General features: G+C 42.7%; 20 protein-coding genes and 1 pseudogene. All 21 read right to left on the minus strand.

The annotated features are described in order from the left end of the window. Nucleotides 1–120 precede the first annotated feature (120 nt). The 21 genes and pseudogenes from HJG39_RS12360 to HJG39_RS12455 all read right to left on the minus strand — a co-directional run bounded on the left by HJG39_RS12360 (nt 121) and on the right by HJG39_RS12455 (nt 20,923). Entirely contained in the window at nt 121–1,929 is a 1,809-nt protein-coding gene (locus tag HJG39_RS12360; protein WP_268409542.1) for a hypothetical protein, read from the minus strand. Between the two features lie 582 nt (nt 1,930–2,511). Continuing rightward, the gene (locus HJG39_RS12365; protein ID WP_268409543.1) at nt 2,512–3,372 is read right to left on the minus strand and encodes an FkbM family methyltransferase; all 861 of its coding nucleotides are present in this window, start codon (nt 3,370–3,372) and stop codon (nt 2,512–2,514) included. Nucleotides 3,373–3,483: 111 nt separating this feature from the next. After that, nucleotides 3,484–4,116: a class I SAM-dependent methyltransferase gene (locus tag HJG39_RS12370; protein ID WP_268409544.1), complete on the minus strand. Its 633-nt coding sequence runs from the start codon at nt 4,114–4,116 to the stop codon at nt 3,484–3,486. Between the two features lie 50 nt (nt 4,117–4,166). Beyond that, nucleotides 4,167–5,246 (minus strand): methyltransferase domain-containing protein, encoded by a 1,080-nt coding sequence (locus HJG39_RS12375; RefSeq protein WP_268409545.1) that lies wholly within the window; start codon nt 5,244–5,246, stop codon nt 4,167–4,169. Nucleotides 5,247–5,269: 23 nt separating this feature from the next. Then, nucleotides 5,270–6,109 (minus strand): SDR family oxidoreductase, encoded by an 840-nt coding sequence (locus HJG39_RS12380; protein WP_268409546.1) that lies wholly within the window; start codon nt 6,107–6,109, stop codon nt 5,270–5,272. A gap of 23 nt (nt 6,110–6,132) precedes the next feature. Further along, complete coding sequence (locus HJG39_RS12385) at nt 6,133–6,894, minus strand: SDR family NAD(P)-dependent oxidoreductase (RefSeq protein WP_268409547.1); 762 nt, start codon at nt 6,892–6,894, stop codon at nt 6,133–6,135. Then, nucleotides 6,881–7,735 carry a sugar phosphate isomerase/epimerase family protein gene (locus HJG39_RS12390; RefSeq protein ID WP_268409548.1) on the minus strand — a complete coding sequence of 285 codons (855 nt, stop codon included), beginning with the start codon at nt 7,733–7,735 and terminating at the stop codon, nt 6,881–6,883. Before HJG39_RS12390 ends, HJG39_RS12385 begins: the two co-directional genes overlap by 14 nt. 39 nt (nt 7,736–7,774) lie before the next feature. After that, nucleotides 7,775–8,590: an SDR family oxidoreductase gene (locus HJG39_RS12395; protein WP_268409549.1), complete on the minus strand. Its 816-nt coding sequence runs from the start codon at nt 8,588–8,590 to the stop codon at nt 7,775–7,777. Further along, nucleotides 8,587–9,294, minus strand: coding sequence for an acylneuraminate cytidylyltransferase family protein (locus HJG39_RS12400; protein WP_268409550.1), 708 nt, complete (start codon nt 9,292–9,294; stop codon nt 8,587–8,589). The genes HJG39_RS12395 and HJG39_RS12400 overlap by 4 nt, the downstream gene beginning before the upstream one ends. Continuing rightward, nucleotides 9,291–9,953 carry a KdsC family phosphatase gene (locus HJG39_RS12405; RefSeq protein ID WP_268409551.1) on the minus strand — a complete coding sequence of 221 codons (663 nt, stop codon included), beginning with the start codon at nt 9,951–9,953 and terminating at the stop codon, nt 9,291–9,293. The genes HJG39_RS12400 and HJG39_RS12405 overlap by 4 nt, the downstream gene beginning before the upstream one ends. A gap of 20 nt (nt 9,954–9,973) precedes the next feature. Continuing rightward, on the minus strand, nt 9,974–10,810 hold the full coding sequence (locus HJG39_RS12410) for an N-acetylneuraminate synthase family protein (RefSeq protein WP_268409552.1): 837 nt from the start codon (nt 10,808–10,810) through the stop codon (nt 9,974–9,976). Between the two features lie 16 nt (nt 10,811–10,826). Next, entirely contained in the window at nt 10,827–11,651 is an 825-nt protein-coding gene (locus HJG39_RS12415; protein WP_268409553.1) for a hypothetical protein, read from the minus strand. A 22-nt stretch (nt 11,652–11,673) separates the two neighbouring features. Continuing rightward, nucleotides 11,674–13,239, minus strand: a complete 1,566-nt coding sequence (locus HJG39_RS12420) for a hypothetical protein (protein WP_268409554.1) — start codon at nt 13,237–13,239, stop codon at nt 11,674–11,676. Between the two features lie 355 nt (nt 13,240–13,594). After that, on the minus strand, nt 13,595–15,766 hold the full coding sequence (locus HJG39_RS12425; protein ID WP_268409555.1) for a S46 family peptidase: 2,172 nt from the start codon (nt 15,764–15,766) through the stop codon (nt 13,595–13,597). A 503-nt stretch (nt 15,767–16,269) separates the two neighbouring features. Further along, entirely contained in the window at nt 16,270–17,865 is a 1,596-nt protein-coding gene (locus HJG39_RS12430; protein ID WP_268409556.1) for a S8 family serine peptidase, read from the minus strand. A 579-nt stretch (nt 17,866–18,444) separates the two neighbouring features. Continuing rightward, nucleotides 18,445–18,882, minus strand: a complete 438-nt coding sequence (locus tag HJG39_RS12435) for an immunity protein YezG family protein (RefSeq protein ID WP_268409557.1) — start codon at nt 18,880–18,882, stop codon at nt 18,445–18,447. Nucleotides 18,883–18,884: 2 nt separating this feature from the next. Then, nucleotides 18,885–19,301: pseudogene (locus tag HJG39_RS19435) on the minus strand (DNA/RNA non-specific endonuclease); the annotation flags it as partial. Nucleotides 19,302–19,621: 320 nt separating this feature from the next. Then, nucleotides 19,622–20,020, minus strand: coding sequence for a hypothetical protein (locus tag HJG39_RS12440; RefSeq protein ID WP_268409558.1), 399 nt, complete (start codon nt 20,018–20,020; stop codon nt 19,622–19,624). A 167-nt stretch (nt 20,021–20,187) separates the two neighbouring features. Then, nucleotides 20,188–20,337 (minus strand): hypothetical protein, encoded by a 150-nt coding sequence (locus HJG39_RS12445; RefSeq protein ID WP_268409559.1) that lies wholly within the window; start codon nt 20,335–20,337, stop codon nt 20,188–20,190. Beyond that, nucleotides 20,330–20,473, minus strand: coding sequence for a hypothetical protein (locus HJG39_RS12450; RefSeq protein ID WP_268409560.1), 144 nt, complete (start codon nt 20,471–20,473; stop codon nt 20,330–20,332). Before HJG39_RS12450 ends, HJG39_RS12445 begins: the two co-directional genes overlap by 8 nt. Nucleotides 20,474–20,518: 45 nt before the next feature. Next, nucleotides 20,519–20,923 (minus strand): hypothetical protein, encoded by a 405-nt coding sequence (locus HJG39_RS12455; protein ID WP_268409561.1) that lies wholly within the window; start codon nt 20,921–20,923, stop codon nt 20,519–20,521. Nucleotides 20,924–21,077: the final 154 nt, after the last annotated feature.

Raw genomic sequence — 21,077 nt, forward strand, 5'->3', positions numbered from 1 at the left:
TAAAGCCGATAGAATAACGAGGGTGTTTTTAAAACGCTAATGATAAGGAAGGATTAGAGGTCGCCACACGAAAGCGACCTCTATAACAAGTGCAATTTAGCTAAATTGAATATAACCACTTTATTTACCCGCAAAACCGACAATATAAAACTCGGCACCAGATGAACGAATATCATTTTCAGCGCTTACTAATAATACATCTAACTGTGTTTTAATTTTTGTCCCTCCACTTTTTTCATATACCTCTTTCTGAGTGTGTGGCTGAATAACTATTACTCTATATTTCACATACCTATTATCTTTCAAACTAGATAATTCGCTAAAGAATTTCTCGGGCTCAGCTTCTTTTCCATTGTGCCAACATCCTTTATGGACTACTTCACTATGTCTGCTTTGCAAGTCTTCTAACAACGTTTTACGATTGGTATAACGTAGGTTCTTCACTGCTTGATTCAAAACAATGTCATGAGCACCTACTGAGATTTTTCTTTCAGGTCTCGAAGTCTTTGCCGCTTTAACGTGGATAAGTGAAATAATATGAAATTGTTTATACTTTTCATAATGAATAAAGTCCGCTTTTTCTCCAGCTCCATCATCACAATAAAGCCAACCTTTTTGCTTTTCCGTCGTTTTAAATTCGTCAGAAGTCAACCAACTACCACTCCACCGACTTTGAATCCAACAAAATAAAGACTTCTCTTTCCCGATTTTCTTTAAATCGGGTTTTCTAGGATCTATTCCAGGTTTCTCTTTCGAAACATCAAAATCTTCAAAACCCGCCCACAAAAAACGATTAAATTCAACGTCTCGATAACCAGTTTGAAAAACCATCCCATTAATTACTGAATGACCAGACTCGAACCAACACCTAATAAGCTCAGGATACTTGAAAACCTTTTTGTATTTCTCACAGTGAGTTTTATTAATGAAAACTTCATTCTTAATTTTGAAACTCACTTTGTATTCTACTACGTCTAATTCAACACAAATACTTCCTACCTTTTTTCCCTTATGAAAGATATTCAAAGCAATATCTTTTTCTGAGAAAGAATCTGTTAATTCAACAAAGAAATCATGCTGTAAGTTGTTGAGAAGGTCCTTTCTGTGCTGACCATCCTCTTCTGGTAAAAATTCATAGTCCACTAAAGTAAAGTCATAAGGTGTAGAAACTTCGTCAACAGAAGAAATTGGATAGGATAGAATCGAAATAGGTGTGTCAGATTTTGCGCTATTTGATGAAAGCGTGTCTAAAATCTCAATAACTCGACTTTCAAAAACATTCCAATCATTACACGGGCCTCTCCAAATAGAAGACTTGAACGGGTTTATTCCAATTGAACTTTTTCCCCCACTTCCAGTAGCAGTTCTAACAGCAGACATCATATAAGACTGGTCGAGTAATGGGTCTAAAGTATCTGCCACACTTTTACCACCAAGGACTTTCGAGTCGGCTTTAAAATTATCTCTTCCATTAATCCCCGACAACCAAAGCATTCTCACTTCATCTTCATTAATAAAGCATGCGTTAAGTATGCTTATAGGAACAGGAAGAAGATCAACTAACTTGCCATTGCCAAAAAAGCTTCGAATCAAGTCTTTCTTTCCCTTTTCTGAAAAATAAAATGCCTGATATTCACCAATGTCAAAGCTAATAACCACATGATTTTCAATATCTTTTAACTGGGAATTATTAGTCCAACTTGGCTTTCTCTCAACTTTATATAGAGTAATTTTGATTCCACCAATGTCATCAACACTATCACGAAATGTATCTTTTACAGAAAAGTCTCCCGAACACTCTTCCTTTATAATTTGGACAATTATTTCGTGAAAATCATGGGAGCCACATCCACTATTCTTTATCGCCAACAATATAGAGAGATATGGGGCTATATCTTTTTTTAACAGTTCAATTTCTAAACTATCCACCAGTTAGTCTCCTAAAAGTATAGCATCGACGGATGCCTTACCAATGGTAACTTTTAAAGACTTATTAAAGAAATTAAAAATCAGTTTTTTTTCAGGAATACTAAAGATCTGCTAAAGCAGGAAGTAAAAGAGGTATATAAGCCATCAGTGGCTATAATTTAACAAACTTAAACTAAGTCCTTATTCACCACCATAAGGCCGGGATACTAAAGAATTGAGAATAAATTAAGCTGGGAGTCTTTGTAATTAAACACTCGGCTTAAGTGGATGTGTTTGGTCTCAGTTTTGGAATTCATTAAACGCTTCTCCATTGGCATTGTGGCGTGCAGAACGCATTTGATTCCATTCTGTACAGTTGTTGAATAAGTTGTTTTATAGGTCTTCAATCACGTAACCGTTGTGTCTTAAGAAGGGGGCAAGGCGTAAAAGCTTTCTAGGGAGTCTGCAATTGTGTGGCTATCATCGTCAATAATGATGTCGTAGACTTTGTGTTTAAGGCCAATTTCTTTAGGTGCAGGAATGACGCGGTTAGAAAGAAGATGCAATGTATAGAAATGAGAAAGCTTTGGAAGGAAGCCGTGATTACGGCTTCGGACGGTTTTTATCTTGTTGCTGACTAATGGCGTGAATAAGTTGTTTTGCTTCTTCCGTTCCCAATTTATCTAACGCCGATTTAGCTGCGTTACCGAACTTGAATAATGCCAACGTAAAGGCTTTTTTAATCAGCAAATGTTCGGGAACATCTTTCTTAATGAACAGCATTTCAGAACCCACATATTGTGGTCTATCGGCTAAATCAGCTTCGCCGTTATATTGGTGTCTCCAGCGCATTAAGCCAGTATTATCAAACACTTCGAATCCATGTTCACAGGCAAAACCTTCAACTTGGTGATGTAAACCTTGCCCAGAATGCACTTCAGAGTGCCAGCCTTCCACCAGCAAACCAACGCACTCAGACAAGCTATTTTCAGCACCTTCCAACGCCGGCAATTCTGCTGAATGCACATCCAATTTAATAAAGTTAGGCAGTGGAATTTCGCCATTCGCCACACAAGAATCAATACTGCGGCAAGGCACTTCACGCTTTTCGATGGTTTTTCGTGGCGGATAGCCAAACCTTTCTTCAAACTGAGAAAGCAAGGCTTCATTTGGCGGGCAAATGGAAGAACAAAAAGGCACTTCCGCTACATGTAAGGTTTGTGTTGAATCGTGACTCCACAGGCCGCCATTAATGAAAATACCATTTTCCGACGACACTATCTCGCCTTCACCTCTTGGCTCAAAGCGAACGCCAATCACTACGTCTTTAGCCGTATAAAACGGCTGAGACACATCGCCGGCAGCACCACCATCAATAAGCACATATTTATCTTTTACAAGCAGTGGATAAAATGCATCGTAAACAATAGAAAACTGCTCTGGGGTATTACTGTAAAAGTTCATTCTGAAAATCTGCCTCTATCTGCACTTATTTTATGTATCGGCGCTATTTATTTTTAATCCAACGAATTTGAGGTGTTTTCGGCTGGAAAACCTTGGCTCAACATCCTTGATTTAAACCAAATCTTTATTCACTACCATAAACCCAGGGTATTGATGGATTGAAAAAATATTCAACATGGTGTCTTTGTAATTAAACGCTCGGCTTAAATGAATATTTTTGGTGATGAAATTTTGGAATTCATCAAAGGCTTCACCATTCGCGTTAATCCGGGTTGTTCGCATTCGGTTCCACTCAGCGTAGTTGTTGTATAAATCTTCAATGACGTAAAAACCGTTACGTCTTAAGAAGGGATACAAGGCATAGAAGCTTTCTATGTAATCGCCAATTTGGTGGCTGCCATCATCAATAATGAGGTCATAGGATTTATGCTTTAAGCCTATTTCTTTTAGCGCGGGAATGTCTCGTTGATCCGCTTTATAGAAAATAAAACGCTCTGGATCGAGCACCTCAAAATCGCAATCACAAATGTCGATGCCAACCACAATGGCATTCGGGAAACGTTCAAGCCACATGTTAACGGAATTCCCACCACGCACACCAATTTCTAAAATACGAATTTCTTCATATTGATCGAGGGATGCGAATAAACGCTCATAAATATGCAGATAGCTCATACCATGAGTGGCAGATAAAATGGTTTTGTCCGTGTTGTGCTTCAACCCTAATTCGTACAATTTACTCATTGCATTACTCTCTGATTGTATTGGTCTCTGATTGTATTGGTGTTTATTCGTTAGCCGACTAAATCGACATATAACGACATTTCCGGTCGTGTTTGGTCAAACTCTGGGCCTTTCATATCCTGAGAAACACAGCCCTGATAACGACTTCGCAAAATGTTTTCAAAGCCCGCTCGCTGAGCGCACTGTTTTAATTTATCAAATGTCCAGAAATTGATGTGTGTACCAATTTTTTCTTCTCTGAACGTTAACCCTTCTACCATCTTTTCCAATGTCGTATACCAGTTATCTGGGCTCAAGCAATCATCAGGAAAGTCGGATTCTCGTAAAGTCCAATACCTTTCGGTAGCAATTTCTCTTACAAGATAATCAAATTGCGTAATCTCATGAGGAGGTATGTGCGGCGCGTAAACTCTGAACCAGTCTCTACGCCAAAACCAAAAATCATTTTCAAATGCGCTGATTTGCGCTAAAAACTCTGCGTCAGGACACGCAATCCGCATCACCGCATTCGGTTTTAATACCCGTAAACAATCGCTTAAAAAGCGCTGTACCATATTGTCCTCAAGATGCTCTATCACATGGGAAAGGTAGATGTTATCAACACTGTCATCGGCGTAAGGCAAAATGTCATTAACAATATTGAACTCAACAAACTGTTCTGGATTGGCTTGTTGTTGATGTTTTGCATACCACTCCGATTTCACATCCAAATTAGTAAACCCGGCAAAAACTGTGGCTCCGGCGCCAATATTAAGATTAACGCGATTCTTTTTTGATATGGGTTGCGCTAGCGCTATCAGGCGATTTAAATCGTCGACCAGTGGGATGCAATGAATCCGAGAATCGAAACATCGTGAAATTTGAGCATCGGGTAAATTGACATTGAGTTTACGGGCATTTTTATTGCAAACATCAGCAGCGTTCAGGTGAGTAACTTCACTGTTAGCTGCCTGTATGCTTTTCCCAGATGCTTGTAAATCACCTTTGGTAATCGCGCCAAGAAAAAACCCGCTTGCATCCACAACAAACAAAATAGGCTGACCTTGGTGGACTAACTTTTCATTGAGCTTCGACCATTCTGTTGTATGTAAAACAGTAAAAGGGGCAATGTCCACTCTTTCTATTTTCATGATTTACTGATTCCTCTCATGCATTACCAAATGCTGCGGCCGCCATCCATCACAAGCGTGTGTCCGTTCATGTATTGCGATGCTTCACTCACCAAGAACAACATCGCACCATTGTACTCATCGACTTTGGCCATTCTTCCCATGGGAATGAGCGCAGACACCTGCTCCACAAAAGCTTCAGGCTGCTGCGTTTGCACGCCACCCGGGGCAATCGCGTTGCATCGCACCCCTTGCGTTGGCCAGTACGTTGCCAAATATTTGGTTAATCCAATTAATCCATGTTTAATCACAGCGTAGGTTACGGGTTTCACATTTTGCTGATGTTCTGGTACGCCTTCCTGCTTATATAAATTTTGATTAGGCGCAATGACACCCAAATCCGATGCCACATTAATAATGTTACCTTTGCCTCTTTGCGCCATCACAGCGCCTAAATGTTTGGCCCAAAGCAAAGCACCTGTTAGCCCAACATCAATTTCTTTTTGCCATTGCTGCAAGCTAAAGTGCTCCAAACGTGAGAGGTTTTCACCGTGACTTGCCCCCACTTTTGCATCAATGGCGGCATTGTTAATTAGTACCAGCTCTTCTTCATCGGACAAATCAGCACACAGTTGCCCACTCACCTTCGCCACCTGGGTCTCATCGGTAATATCCAGCACTTCCGTCCAGCAATTCAACGCAGGATGCGCCTGCATCAGTTGCTGTTTCAGCGAAGCCAATTTATCGGTATCAATATCCACTAACAGCAACGACGCGCCACTGCCAGCAAGCGAAGTCGCGTATTGCGCGCCGAGCATACCGGCCGCTCCTGTAATCACCACTCGCTTATGCGATAAATCAGCTTGGATGCTTGATGAACTCATGTTGTTACCCTAGTTTGAAAACGTTAACTCATACCGCGAGACTGACCGCCATCAATCACGATATTCTGCCCCGTTAACATGGGAGAAGTAGCCATTTGCAGGACCATTTCGCCAAGTTCTTGCGGTGTGACAAAATCATTTAACGGCACATTATTTTGGATGTAGGTTTGTGTTTTTTCGGTGTTTTCTTGGTATTTTTTGTGCCAAACACTGCCCTCAAACATCACATTGCCGGGGCTTAAGCTATTGATGCGGATCTTCTGCTCTGCTAAACGCACAGCCCATTCTTTAACAAACATATTTAGTGCGGATTTCGCACAGGCGTAAGGAATCGGTGCGCCAATGGGCGCCACGCCAGCAATGGAACTAATGCAAATAATGGCACTCGGACGAGCAAGATAAGGCAACAACGCCTCACACACATTCACCGCAGAATAAAAATTGATGTCGAACATCTGCCGGTACGCTGCTGCACCAACGCAAATGTCGTTGGCCGCACGCCCACTACCAACATTGGTGACTAACACATCGAGCGGTTTGGCAAGGGCCTGTACCGCGCTTTGTATGGTTTGAACGCCCTGTTCAGTTGTGGTGTCAGCAATCACCAAAGTAATACGATCGGCATATTCCGCTAAAGCCTTTAATGCCTGTTGAGCCTTGGTGTTGTCACGCCCGTTAAGCAACACATGATAGCCATTTTCGAGCAAGGCTTTCGCGATGCCAAACCCAATGCCACTGGTCGAACCGGTCACTAATGCCAATTTACCCCGCTCAACCTCTGCCATGAGCAACCTCGTTCCATTTATTTTTAAACCACGTAATTTGCGAGCGCACTTGTATTAAATCGTCAAGGTAGTCTTCTGCGCGCGCGGCTTGGAAAATCATGTGTCCACTGAAGTGGTTCTCTTGAAGCCAAGCCATTATAAAATCAAAATCGGCGTCTCCAGTTCCTAATGGCACAGAAGCATCATCACGTTTTCTGTCTTTTATGTGCAGGTCTGAAATGTTGTGTCCGTAAGCAGCAAACTCGGCTTTGGGATCAAACCCTAGCGCCGCAGAATTACCAATGTCGTAATTCACCCAAACTTTATCGCGTCCAATGGCGTCTAGTACCGATGCAAAAACCTCTGGCGACCAATCGGCTTCAATATTCAGGCGCACGCCTTGCTCTTGAGCCAGTAAACACAGCGGTGTGAGTTGTTCAACAAAACGCGCTTGCGACGATTCGCTTGGTAACGAAGAACGATCAACACAAGGAATAACAATGTCTTGAATGTTGAGTTTTGAAGCGGCGTAGATACATTGCTTTAGCAATTGCACCGCTTGAGAAGCATCGTGGTTTGGATTTTCGCTGGCGAAGGTGTAATCCATAAAAACATCGGCACAGATGCTTTTGATACCCACTTCACTTCGCGAGGCCACTTGCTTTATTGCATCAATACCAGCATCGGATAACAGCGGATTATGCTCCAATGACCAGCTATCAAGAATAAATTCGATTAATTGTAAGGATAAAGTTTTGGCAACAAAAAACTCATTTTGCCAATGCAAAACCGGATGAGACTGGTAACGACCATCACTGCGTGGTGATAGCCGTCCTTGCATAATACCAAGAGGATTGTTCATTGTTTTTATTGCCCTCAAAATTGAATAAACGAAATCGCGTTAACGCACCGTCCAGCCGCCATCCACACGAATAATCTCACCGTTGATAAATTCTGCATCGTCCGACAATAACAGGGTTAATGCGCCAATTAATTGCGAAGGATGGCCCACTTGGTGATTACAATTTTTTGCTTTTAATCGTGCCAAAAAGGGCTCGTCACGAGTGGCATTTTCACTTTCAAATTCGGTGTTGGGAAATGGCCCCGGCGCAATGGCGTTACAACGAATGCCTTTTGCTCCCCAAAAACTGGCCACATATTTGGTAAGGTATTCCAATGCTGCTTTTGTCATGCCGTAGGACACAGGATTAAAGGTGGTTTTACCTTCATACAAAGCTGGGTCTGGCGAAACGCTGGCATACATCGACGAGATATTAACGATTTTCCCAGCCGCACCTCGCTGCATGAGCGCATTGCCAAACTCCTGTATTAACACCAAAGGCGCAAGCGCACCTGCACAAAACGCCTGACTCACCATGTCAGTATTAATACTGTTCAACGCGCCTTCTGGCGTGTTGAAGCCCGTTGCTTTGCCTAAAGGAAATGCGTTATTAACCAGTCCAATAATATTGTTGGTTTGCATTAACTGACGCATCAAATCTCGACTCGCTTGTAAATCAGATAAGTCGCAAACTTGTGTGTCGATATTGATTTGCGCCGCTTCGGAGTTTTGTGCTTTAAGCGCGGCGAGTTTGTCGGCACTGCGGGCTAGGGCAATCACACGATAATGTTTTGCCAATGCCGACACAAAGTACCCACCAAAGTAACCCGTTGCGCCCGTCACCACAACGCAAGGTTGTTGTTCTGATAAGCTCATGACTGCACTCCCGAACTGCGATTCAAGCCACGTAAAATGGCATCACAAAGCATAAACTCTGCATCGTCATCAATTTGTTGCGAGCAATATTTTTCCATTGGGTACAGAGCGATTTTGCCCCCAAGGCGATTGTTGTATTGCGCTAACACATCAGGTTTGAACACGTAAATTGAGCCATTTTCCAAATACTGCGTTGGCAAATCTTGACGACGCTTACGGTTTTGAAAATCAAAATTTACCGAATGCGCTGACTCGTTATTGTTCGCGGAATCTTGCCAAACAAAATAGTCTTTAATGGTTAACACCGACAATAAGCTATCGGCCTCACTTGCTAATAACGTGGCAATGGCGTTATCAATATCATCCTGCTGACGGATAGGTGAAGTACACTGTAAAAAAACTATTAAATCAATATCATGCTGTGAGCGAATCACATCAATGCAATGCTGTAATGCGGCTTCCGATGACGCGGTATCGGAGGATAATTCATCCGGTCTTTTTACCGCAATCGCGCCACAGGTTTCTGCCACTGATAAAATGGCATCGCTATCCGAAGAAACATACACACCTTTATTGATGCGCTGGCTATTTAACGCCTGCTCAATGCTCCACTGAATCAGCGGTTTACCTGCCAACGTTTTGACATTTTTTCCCGGAATGCCTTTTGAGCCGCCGCGAGCGGGAATAATACAGGCAATATTCATGAATGATGTTCCTGAGAAGACTGAATCGCTTTTTCAAACAACGAGGCCACTTCCCTTGCGACCTTATCTCCACCATTACGCGCTAAAACATAATCCACCGCAGCAAGCACAGAGGCATCTGAATCCGCAGGGCACAAGCGTAAGCCAACTTCTGCCATCACGCCTAAGTCATTAATATCATTACCGATAAAAGCAACCTGCTGGGCTGTAACCGCATTATCTTGCATCCAATCACGCATAAATAGCGCTTTGTCTTCACACGCATTGAAGCACGCCACGCCCAATTTTTTTGCGCGCATTTGTACCACTGAGTTTGCTTCCGTCGACAAAATATAAACCTGCTTTCCTTGCTGTTTTAGCTGCTTTACGCCCAAACCATCTGCGCGATCGCAAACAACGGATTCATTGCCGTGTTCGTCGGTGTAAACCTTGTTGTCGGTTAGTACACCATCAAAGTCGAAAAACACATGACTCACGCCGCTGAGCTTTTCCTGTAACGCAATATGATTTTCTGCGATGGAAAATTGAGGGAAAAGTGTGCTTACCCACGCTTCAAAAGAAGACGTAATTAATGAATGATGCGCATTGAGGCTGGGTTCTTTTTGGAGCAGCTCCGAGATCATGTCTCGGAGCGTTTCGTGCTGACAAGGTTTTAACATTCAATCACTTATTCAAAAAATTACAGATCGTCTGTACGTTTCAACTTTGCCGCAATAGGCTTTTCTGCTTCGAGTACACGTTTAACACCGTCACCCATTGCAGACTCTACCGCACGAATATCACGAACAAGACGTTTGAAACCTTGAGGTTCAACGGACGCCGCTTGGTCTGAACCATACATGGCTCTGTCGAGTGTTAAATGACGCTCAATAGACGTTGCGCCAAGTGCGGCTGCTGCCACCGATGTAGCTAAACCTGTTTCATGACCACTGTAACCTACGTTACAGCCGTACAAGTCTTTAAGTGTGTGGATGCATTTGAGGTTCAAGTCTTCCACTTTTGCAGGGTAAGTCGATACGCAATGCATTAATTCAAATGGGCAACCTGCGGCTTTAAACAAGGCTACCGCATCAGCAATTTCTTGGTCTGTTGCCATACCCGTTGAAATAAAGGTGTGTTTCTTCTCGGCGGCAATCGCTTCCAATAATGGCATGTGAGAGATGCGCGCAGAGGCGACTTTGTTGTATTGACACTCAAATTGACGCATCAATACTTGCGCATCTACGTCCCATGCAGAGAAAAACCATTCAATGCCTTTTTCTTTGCAGTAACTATCGATGCTTTGGAATTCTTCAACGCCGAACTCTAAACCTTGCTTTTGTTCACGGTTGGTTGTGCCCCACGGGCTTTCTCTTGGGGTATCGAGTTCCGCCTGAGTATAGACTTTATCTAATGTGCGTTTTTGAAATTTCACCGCATCGGCACCACTTTCTACCGCGACATCAATCATTTGTTTTGCTAACTCAACATCACCGTTATGGTTAATGCCGATTTCAGCAATAATAAAAATACTCATTTTTTACTCCGGTTCATTAATTCTGTTTCATGCTGGAACGGCGGCTTTCTGATTGGTGTTCAGTAACGCCGTTTTTATCATTTAAATACTGTGCAATATGCGCTGGAATCGCGCGCTTCCAGTAATAATTGGTGAGCGCGTAGCGCGTGCCTGTTTGAATAGGTTTACCACGATGAATGCCTCGGGTATTGGCAATAATCAGTGTTCCTTCGCTGGCACACAATTCATCAATTTGCGCTAAATCGAAGGCGCTTTCGTAAGCGCTTAGGCGGCTTTCATCCACAGGAATGTGCGTTTTGGTTTCAAATTCAACAATGTTCTGAGCATTGCCACTTTGCCGATAGTATTGGAAAGGTCCGTGTTGAGAATCTACATCACTCAGGTACAAAATAGCTTTAAATTGATGTTCAATGCAGCTATCTCTATGCCAGCCTTGCCCTGATCCCAAATTTCCTTCACAAGATTCTAACTTCGCCGCCATGGAAAAACCGTACAAGGTTTCAACCCCATAAAGCGCCTGAATGACTTCAGTAATATAAGCATCATCAAAGAGATTTAGCTCTCGCATTAGGTAATTCGAACCCATTATACGTTTATCCGCTCTAAGCTCATCTGTCCATAATTTCACCGCAGTAGGCGGCGCATTTCCGGTTAATGAATCAATAGCTTGACGAGCCGCTTGGCATTTTTCCGCGCTCCAATATTGCGGAATAACACAATATCCTTTTGTTAGAACATCGGATAATACAGGCTCGGATAGCAACTGCGAATGATGCGCGCCATACTTGGCTTCATATTTCGAAAACCGCGCTTGGGTGGGTTCGTGTAAATGTTTGTTCATTGTCATTTTCCTGACCGCTCAATCACCGCGCTGAATAATGAGAAGAATGATTAATGGCGGCCAATTTCTCTTTATCGAGTAACAAGGCATCCACAACCGAAACATCTTTAGCCATGTATATCGGCTGAATCTCGTCAATATTCAGTGCTAACTGCATATTTCTCAAAAGTTCATCGCATTGCAGCCCTGAATAAAAATGCGCAGCTTGCTCAAGCAAAGTGGCATTCCCTTTTACGCCATTTTCATGAAAGAAAATGGTTGGAATACCATAATATTCACATTCAAAGGCAACGGTAGAATAAGCGGTTAGATGCACATCAAATGAAATGAGTGACAACATTTCGTACAAGGAAAAGTCGCGCTCAACAATCACCTTCCCTTGTTGCAATAATGTACCGAATTCAGACTCTAATTGCGCATCGGAAAGAAGATACCGTGGATGCTCTTTTAACACCCAAAGCCAATTATCGTCTGATTGTTTCATCGCCTCGGTAACATGAGTTCGATAATGCTCGGGAAACGCCTGCAAAGAGACCAAAATCAATGTTTTATTGGCGTAGCGCGCCTGTTGCGCTGGCGTAAGCGTGAGAGTTCCTGCGATTTGCTCTGAGAAATAAGGAAGCCATGCATTGCCCACGATTTTGGCAACATGAAAGCGTTGATGTTGCGCCCATTGGTGAATCACCTGATACGTGGCTTCTCCCCACAACCAGAAGGCTTCTGGTAGCAAGGCATAACCTTTTTCGGGCACGTTAGACCAATTGCTGTATAGCGGATGGAATTCCGTTTGAACCCCGTGCTGATACTCAATGCTCAAACGTTTTTCTCGATAACAAGCCAAATTCACTGCCATACCAACATAGCTGTAATAGCATACGTTGATTACTTTTTTAACGTTATGGCGAACCAAGTAAGGGCGTAAAAACTGGGAGAACGTAATAATACGCTGCATTTCGTGAAACAACTTGTGTGACTCAAGCCTTACAGGCAAACCTTTCGCTTCGAGAAAAATATTAATTTGGGTAACAAAATCCCACTCTTTTTTGGGAAATAAGTCTGAAAAGGCAATACGAAAACGACACCATTCGTTAAGCGCAGCGCTAACTGGCGTAATGTTTAGCCCCGGAAAATCGGGCTTGCTTTTAACATCGTCTATCGCGGTATATTCCCAGATATAAAAACGTTGGTTTTGTGCTTTTTGCAGTCCATCAACCATACCTATCAGATTACGATTAATCTCTTTTTCACCTACTCTCATGTAAGCCGAATTAAAGCAAAACATTAAGATATCGATAGAGGTTTTGCTGAAGTAATGACGCCACGGAAATTGCCAAACCCCTTTTATGACTAGCCGACAGCTTTGCCCAAATAGGCGAGCTGCAAGCTTTACACGAGAGATAAATGAAGGTGTAGAGGCAGAACGAGGGTTCCCGCCATGAACAAGAAAATGCGAATCAATTTTGTTTTTAATGGAAAGGCGGATATAAGGCCAAGCATTAACGCCATTAATGTCATAGGTATTAACGGGTAGCGTTTGTTCCATTTCGACGAACAAATCCACCATGCTTTTTTCGCTATGATCTTGCACCTAATCCTCTCTAATGACACACATTCTGCTCTGTGCAAGCGAACGTTTTCTTTGTGTTTTTCGCCACTTATCTGGGCTTTTCCTACTATGCATCTGTGCTTAATTCTCTACAAGTGACTGATAGTTTGAAACAAGTACGTAGCCTCATCTGTATTAACGCGCGAAGAATGACAATTCTATTAGGAAAACACAAGTGGCAATCTAAGCGTTCGGTTTTTTATCGGGTGAAGATGGTAATTCTTAACCTTTCCCTCTCAAGAGTCGCGAAAAAACGCCCAACACGCACATAAGAAAAAAGCGCCTGAACAGGCGCTTTTATAGGATTAACTATAGGGCTGACATACAACAAGAAAGCTTATTTTACGATGGCCATTTCACGAAGCAGATTGTCTGCGTGATCCACGTTTTGCATCACCCATAACATGTAGCGGCTATCAACGTGAATAGAACGATTCAGGTTGTCGTCAAAGTCCCAATCGCCAATCACGCTTTCAAATACGCCGTCGAACAACAAGCCCACCAGCTCGGCTTTGCCATTCAATGTTGGCGAACCTGAGTTACCGCCTGTGGTATCAAGGGTACTGAGGAAGTTAACCGGCACAGAATTCACAGGCTCATAGTAGTAGTCGCCATGTTGCTTCGCTTTCACCAAGTTCAGCAATTTTTCAGGTGAATTAAACGGCCACTCGCCAGTTTCTTTTTGTTCAAGGCCACGCAAGGTAGTGAACGGTAGCATGAAGTTACCATCTTTAGGTGAATAGCCTTTTACGTTTCCGTAAGTTACACGCAATGTGCTATTGGCATCGGCATAAACGGGCTTACCGATGGATTGATTATAAACAATTATCGCTTCCATGAATTTCGGACGCAGCGTTTGGAACTCACCGGCAATGGCTTTTTGCTGCTTTTCCAACTTCATGTCGTCGTCAAAAGTAGCAACTGCTAGCTGAATGAAGGGGTCTTTGCTCTTTTTGAAGTCTTCAACTGAGGCATTCATCCAATCAAGGCGTGTTTGCTCATCACCCAACTTGGTTTTCTTGAACATTTTGTCGAGCTTCTTCGCTAGCTTTTTCTCGTTCAGTTTGTCTGTGCCAAGGAAGTCGTCGATGGATTCAAGGTGCATCGACTTATCAAGCTTAGCGTACAGGCTAAAGAAGTGTTGCAATACCGCTTTTTCCACTTCTGCCTCGTAGCGACGCGTAATACGCTTCATGGATTGTTCAAAACGCTTTAAATCACGTTCTTGATAACCCCTTTCACGCTCTGCATCCGGCTTTTGCTTTTCATGGGCTAAACGATACAAGTTTTTCGCGGCACGCATTAAATTAGTGCGCCCGGCATAACCCAAGGTTAAGTCGCGCAACCATGTTGCCTGCTCTTTTTGAATCAGCGCATTTAACTGAGATAACGACTCGCCGTACTTCGCCATGCGTTTTTTATCGGCGTTAATCCATGCGGTTAAGTCTTTTTCAAGTTGATCTTTACGCGCTTGGAAGTCACTGCGGCTGTAGCTGTTTAACATGCTACCGTAGTTTTTCGCGTAATTGGCTAAGCTAGCAATTGTGCTTTCATATTTCACACGCGCATCGGAACCTTCTGGCGCCACTTCTTTAATAATATCAATGAATTGCTCGCGATACTCTTTCGCTTGCGGGTAAGACTTACCAAAGGCATGACGCACTTCTTCCGCTAAACGATAACGGTTTGTGCGGCCCGGATACCCCGCCACCATCACAAAGTCGCTGTCGGATACGCCTTTTGCCGACACTTTCAAGAAGCTTTTAGGCACGTAAGGTACGTTGTCTTCGCTGAAATCCGCTGGTTTGCCATCTTTACCCACATAGGCGCGATAGAAAGAGTAATCGCCGGTGTGACGGGGCCACATCCAGTTATCAATGTCGCCGCCGTATTTACCAACGGACTTAGCTGGCGCGTGAACTAAACGCACATCGCGAATGGCTAACGCTTTAGTTAAGTAAAACTCTAAACCACCGTGAAAGCTAGAAACAGTGCAGCGATAAGATTTGTCTTGCTCACATTCTGCAACCAAAGCTTTGCGATTATCTTCAATGGCTTGGTAGCGCGCTTCGCCGCTTAAAGAATCGGGAATACCGTCGTTAACTTTTGCAGTAACGTCGGTGACTTCTTCGGTAACAAATACACGAGAGCCCGGCGCAGCTTGTAACTCTTCGTCTAATGACTTTGCCAAAAAGCCTTTATCTAACAAGTTGTTATCGGCGGTAGAATTAAACTGGATGCTGCCATAAGCGCAGTGATGGTTTGTGATCACCAAACCTTTGGGAGAAACAAAAGACGCAGTGCAGCCGCCTAAGCTGACCACAGCATTCATTGGGAATTCGGTGAGTTTCGAAATGTTCTTAGGATTGATTTCCAACCCTTTTTCTTTTAATACATTCTCAAGTGCTGGAAGCTGATGTGGTTGCCACATCCCTTCGTCTGCCATGCTAGGCGTTGCAAAAGTCGCAACAGCAATACTAGCAGCTACGATGGCGAGCCTTGTTTTCATTGTTGTATTCCTAAATTTTGTTCTTTGTAGAAACGTTACAATATAACAAAAGTGTAATGCCCGATACGCACGACACAGTAAGTTAGCTGTTTTAATCGTTAATTTTTGTTTCACATGATTAGCAAGCGCTGAATAACTGTGTTTAATTGTCAGTCACCAGTAGAGATTTATCGCAAACTCGCTGCGAATTTTTCGCGAGTTAAGATAGCAGAGATTGAAAAGACTATGTAAGTGTTGGTAAAAAATGGGTTAGGGATCGTAAACAAGAAGCTGTAAACAAAAACGGTTACAACCTCCACATAACTGAATGATGAAAGAGAATGAGCAAATCAAGTGGGAAACGCTTTTTCATTAAACGTCCTTTTAATTAATTGGGGATGATTCCGATGCTCGGATTATATACTACTAACCACCAATGGCTTACCTTTTTTTAAAAAAGCCCGGCATGAGCCGGGCTTGAACTTAGTCATGATGAAGAAATTTATTAACTAAAACATCAAATGTTACTCGTAACCGAAGGTCAAAGTAACACCGCTGTACGCTGAGTAGGCACGAATACTGATATACCACGTACCCACGGCAGGGTTGTTGTGGGTGCAAGTTTCGTTGTTACCCACAAAGTAAGGTCGGCACTCATACGAAGATGTTGTTGGGAAGGAGCCATAACGCGTATATAAATCCGCATCACCCGTTCCGCCACTCATGGTTGCCGTCATTACCGACGCGCCTGTTGGTACATCAAGCGTGTAATCTCGCCAACTACTAGTTGCACCGGATAGACCCGTGTAGGTTTCTTCGTACGGATCGACGTCACCGCCGCCGCCACCACCGCCGCCATTGGGATCGCCAGCGCAGCCCCACGTATTCAGGTAGTTGTGAGCATCGAGTGCTTTCACAATTCCATTACCGTAGAAGTTGTCGCGCCCAGCAGCACCGCGATCTTGGGCAGAATCGTTTAATGCTTTACGAATATTTTCGCCAGTACAACTGGTATGGAACGACCACACCAACGCTGCTACGCCCGAAACATGTGGCGTTGCCATCGAAGTACCATTCCACGAAGCGTAAGTGTCACCGGGTAACGTAGAATTGACTGCAACACCCGGCGCGGCAATTTCTACCTGACTGTTGTACTGAGAAAAAGACGCGACATTCGCACTGGAATCCACCGCTGCCACGGACATCACCGCATCGTAAGATGCAGGATACGATAACGAACTGTTGCCATCGTTACCCGCCGCCGCAATCAACATCATGTTATCATCCACAAAGCCTTGCATGGCGTTACTTTCAGCCGTTGACGAACTACCACCACCAAGGGACATACTGACAATATTTGCGCCTGCATCTTTACACTGCTGAATGCCTTGAATGAGGTCAGAAGCGGATGTCCAACTACCGGAATCATTGAATATTTTCACCACATGCAAAGCCACATCGGGATGCACGCCGACGACGCCAACGTTGTTATCTAGCGCTGCAACCGTACCCGCAACATGCGTACCGTGACCGTGACCATCATTATTCCACGCTCCCACCTGCGAATTATTCGCCTGCCCTGTTGCATCGGTTGGCAAATCTTCATGACCTAAGTCGTAACCGGTATCGATAATGCATACTTTTCGGTTAGTTTTATTGCTTTGTACCAAGGACGTAGCCTGCACCATGGTGATGCCATAAGGCGTGGTTTGCGCCGTTAAATAACGCTTTGGATCTTCTTCTACGATTTCAACTTCATCGCTTTTCAGCAGCGCGTTGTACGCTTTTTTATTTAAATTCGCGACGGCAATTCGCTGCTTATCAATTGAGTTCAAAAACTGACCACCTGCACGCTCAATCACTGAAGCTGCCGCTTTCGCATTTAGTACGCCGTTGTTCACTAATGCCACTTCCTGAGCACCACGGCTAGTTGCATTACCAGCAAACGTTTTCGCACCCTTTTTGAATACCACCATGTACTGGCTGGACTGATCTTGTTTCGCTGCTTGCAATGCATTGTCGAATCTAAATTCAGACGATTTTTGTGGTGATGCAGCGATTACACTAGTGGCAACCAGTGATAACGCGGAAACACCTATTCCGACATGTTTTAATTTCATATGTTTTAAATCCTCGTAAATATTATTTTTTATAGGCGTTATTACTTCGCTATTTAAAACGTTTGACTTGGAAGTTTTTATTAGGAAAGCAATGTGGCCTGAAAGGTAGGTATAGACGCTTTTGGGATTTACGCAAGGTGGAGGAGAAAGGAACAAATTGGAAGTATTTATAGAGCGTAATTCTTTTTTAAATTGACGGAATTACGTTGTATGGATTTGTTTTTAATAACAAATAACGTGATGAAAAAAATAGAGGCGTTAGAGCTAATACACCCAAGAATATTAACGCAGAGTCGCCGTTAATCCTACCTTGGAGGCTCCGCAGCCGCATCCCTGCGGCTGAGGCTCTGCGTTTAAATATTCTTGGATGTATTTTGTATTTCGGAGGAGTTTAAATTTTGTTTTTTTATTAAATTAAGACGGAATTTTAAATTCCGAAATGGACTTTGAAAATTCTAGTAGGAATTTAATAGAAAACGACTGATTTTAAATAAACCCCTAAAATCAACCTAAAAAATACTACCCTTTATCTTTTGGACGTTTGAACGAGGCAGACAGGGCAGACATTTGGACGGGACATTATTGACTTTTATATTTCTTCACTCTTTCAAGCCAATCCTGCTCAGGAATGTAGTGAGCTTTGGCTTCTTCTTCTGTTAAATCACTAACTCTCTTCATATATACTCCCGGCCACGAATCATCTTCTGGTATATAGGCAAATTCAATTTTGAATTTACCTTTTTCTGTTAGAGAGGCTTTGAAGTGAGTCCAATTCTCTTTGCTCGAAATGCTTAATTTCTGCAATGAAGAAACAACACTGAAGAACTCATCACACCACTCATCTGGATAATCATCAAATCCAAAACGCCCAATACTGGAATCTTTATTCACCCATTCTGGACCCAATTGATGAAATTCCGGATATATCCTCCCAACACAATAAATCAACTCTACCTCACCGGGCATAATTCCCAACAAAAGCTTTCCTAATTTCTCGTATAAATGAGCTTCACTCATAATTAGTTTCCTGTAGATGTATTCATTAATGTAACTGGTTGCTGGGGTATGTTATCGATTGAATAACTGACCTTGAATGACTGAGGTCTTGTACTACCACCTAAATAAACGGGTTGAATTTTCACTTTCACAGAACCATTGTTTTGCAATACAGACTTCCATTGCTGCTCAAGCTGATACCATTTCCCCCCAGAACCATTCAGTTTGACATTCATTGGTACAAGGCTAACACTTTCTCTCTACCCTCCAAACACTGAGATAATTAAATGTCCGCCACTCTCGGCGTTTTCCCTACATTCCCCGCCAGACGCTCTTTGCCTATAAGTATTTCTATCCCAAGGATCTAATTGCAAGTCTGCTTCCATAGAACTCACCCGTCCATCACTATCAGTTTGGTATGCGTAGCCGTTTTCAAATTCATACCGCGTATTAGCTTCTGGATTGTTTACAACTTTATTCCAATCGACGGACGGTTACTTTTGAAAAATGGGGTGGATTATTAACGGGTGTGGAGTTGATTTGTTGACCAGTGGAGGTCGGTATCCCCGTCCACGGGACAGCCATGCTTCAAATGAATTTTTTGATTGTTTTTTGTTCTGAAATTGAGACAAGATTTGAAAATTCAGCAGTGATTTTGAAAATGTTGGTAAGGATTTAAGAAATGACAGGTTGATTTTTATGCAATAACCTAAAATCAATATTATCCGTTATCTAGTGGACGTTTGGACGGGACAGGCAATTAAAATTTTGACAATCGCTCAAGTAACTCATTTGGAAGATTTTCCATTTCACTCTCTGGATCTGGGATTCCCACATCTTGATTAAGAAAGCTCAATCGATCATAGTCAGGATCAGGATCGTTGTTTTCACCAACCCATGTATTGGGAAATCCCTTATCTCTAGCCAATTTATCTACCGTGTCCGGTAATACCCTCAATTCATGCCCCCGATGAAGCATCAAAAAATGCTGCAAGTTTACAGCACATTTATAATTGAAATGCCAATGGTCTTTATTTGTGCCCAACTCACTGAATCCACTTGTAGACTTGGTAATATCAGAATATTTAGCTTCAACAGTTTTTCCTAATAAAATACCTGATTTACAATCCATACAAACTAAAAAGTAGCAGTTACTCATTTTACAGCTTCCAACTAATTATACCTTGACTTGTTACTACTTTAATCTCTCTCCTCCCTTTTTGTCTAAAATCCCCCCTCTTTTAACAAGCTCTTTATTAATATTAGCTTCCGCATCCCATGTAGAATTACCTCTAACATCAACAAGAATCCTGCTATCATTTGTAGTTAGGCCCATTTTTTAACAGCGCTATTATCAAATTGGCTAATCCCCTTACCAATGTTATCGTAAAAAGAATGCTTACCCGTGCCTGAAACCTCTTTTATTTCCCAATTTACACCATTTATCAATGCATCCGGTCCTTCAACATTACGCACCCGTCGCCCCTATCATTTCCGACAAGGTTTCTGAATGCTGCGCCGCTCGGGCAAGTATTTCTTCACCCGCTTCCGTTTGCGCTAATTGGTCAAATACCACGCCCACAATTGCCTGTGATGCACCGCCTAAAACCACTTGCGCCAGTTCAAGTAACTCGCCACCAGCAAACGGGACAGGTAATTACCATACCACCGGGAAACTCTGACAAGAAGATATTATTTTACTCAATTTGTCTTGAGAGACTTTAAAAGTACTATTGATCCGAGTAGTTGGCATTTCAAATTCATCAAGCGCAAAATCAACTTCAAACACGAATTGACCTTCGGACTCTTTAGTAATAGTAATAAAAAAGTCTTTATCCATATCATGAAACACCGCCTTTTTCGGCGCATCAAACTGCAACTCTAAAAGCTGTTCTAACCAATTTTCCCAAACTCCACACTCAACCCAAAGATTTGAATAGTTAAATCTAAACTCTCCTCCAAAATACTTAACTTCATACAACAACTTAAACCTCATTGACGGCAATCTGTCGTCAAATTCCAATAGATCTAAACCTAAATTAGCTAATAACTCAATATCCACTTCAACCTCCAACAGGCTCTGTTGATCAATTCATTCCATAGACAAAACATCAGTAATGAAGCCCCATTTCAGGCCACTTTGTAGGTTTCAGGCATACCTATCCTGGTAAGTTTGTTCATTGCTTTAATAGCTGCCATTGTTTCTGCAATCTGTG

Origin of the sequence: Alteromonas sp. a30 (genome assembly GCF_026788005.1) — a bacterium.
Classification (GTDB): Bacteria; Pseudomonadota; Gammaproteobacteria; order Enterobacterales; family Alteromonadaceae; genus Paraneptunicella.

Excerpts from the sequence above, each read along its gene's own strand:
- HJG39_RS12435 (WP_268409557.1), bottom strand. The coding sequence starts at position 18,882 with ATGAGTGAAGCTCATTTATACGAGAAATTAGGAAAGCTTTTGTTGGGA.
- HJG39_RS12390 (WP_268409548.1), bottom strand. The coding sequence starts at position 7,735 with ATGAACAATCCTCTTGGTATTATGCAAGGACGGCTATCACCACGCAGT.
- HJG39_RS12430 (WP_268409556.1), bottom strand. The coding sequence starts at position 17,865 with ATGAAATTAAAACATGTCGGAATAGGTGTTTCCGCGTTATCACTGGTT.
- HJG39_RS12375 (WP_268409545.1), bottom strand. The coding sequence starts at position 5,246 with ATGAAAATAGAAAGAGTGGACATTGCCCCTTTTACTGTTTTACATACA.
- HJG39_RS12385 (WP_268409547.1), bottom strand. The coding sequence starts at position 6,894 with ATGGCAGAGGTTGAGCGGGGTAAATTGGCATTAGTGACCGGTTCGACC.
- HJG39_RS12370 (WP_268409544.1), bottom strand. The coding sequence starts at position 4,116 with ATGAGTAAATTGTACGAATTAGGGTTGAAGCACAACACGGACAAAACC.
- HJG39_RS12365 (WP_268409543.1), bottom strand. The coding sequence starts at position 3,372 with ATGAACTTTTACAGTAATACCCCAGAGCAGTTTTCTATTGTTTACGAT.
- HJG39_RS12400 (WP_268409550.1), bottom strand. The coding sequence starts at position 9,294 with ATGAATATTGCCTGTATTATTCCCGCTCGCGGCGGCTCAAAAGGCATT.
- HJG39_RS12425 (WP_268409555.1), bottom strand. The coding sequence starts at position 15,766 with ATGAAAACAAGGCTCGCCATCGTAGCTGCTAGTATTGCTGTTGCGACT.
- HJG39_RS12410 (WP_268409552.1), bottom strand. The coding sequence starts at position 10,810 with ATGAGTATTTTTATTATTGCTGAAATCGGCATTAACCATAACGGTGAT.
- HJG39_RS12440 (WP_268409558.1), bottom strand. The coding sequence starts at position 20,020 with ATGAGTAACTGCTACTTTTTAGTTTGTATGGATTGTAAATCAGGTATT.
- HJG39_RS12380 (WP_268409546.1), bottom strand. The coding sequence starts at position 6,109 with ATGAGTTCATCAAGCATCCAAGCTGATTTATCGCATAAGCGAGTGGTG.
- HJG39_RS12405 (WP_268409551.1), bottom strand. The coding sequence starts at position 9,953 with ATGTTAAAACCTTGTCAGCACGAAACGCTCCGAGACATGATCTCGGAG.
- HJG39_RS12415 (WP_268409553.1), bottom strand. The coding sequence starts at position 11,651 with ATGAACAAACATTTACACGAACCCACCCAAGCGCGGTTTTCGAAATAT.
- HJG39_RS12395 (WP_268409549.1), bottom strand. The coding sequence starts at position 8,590 with ATGAGCTTATCAGAACAACAACCTTGCGTTGTGGTGACGGGCGCAACG.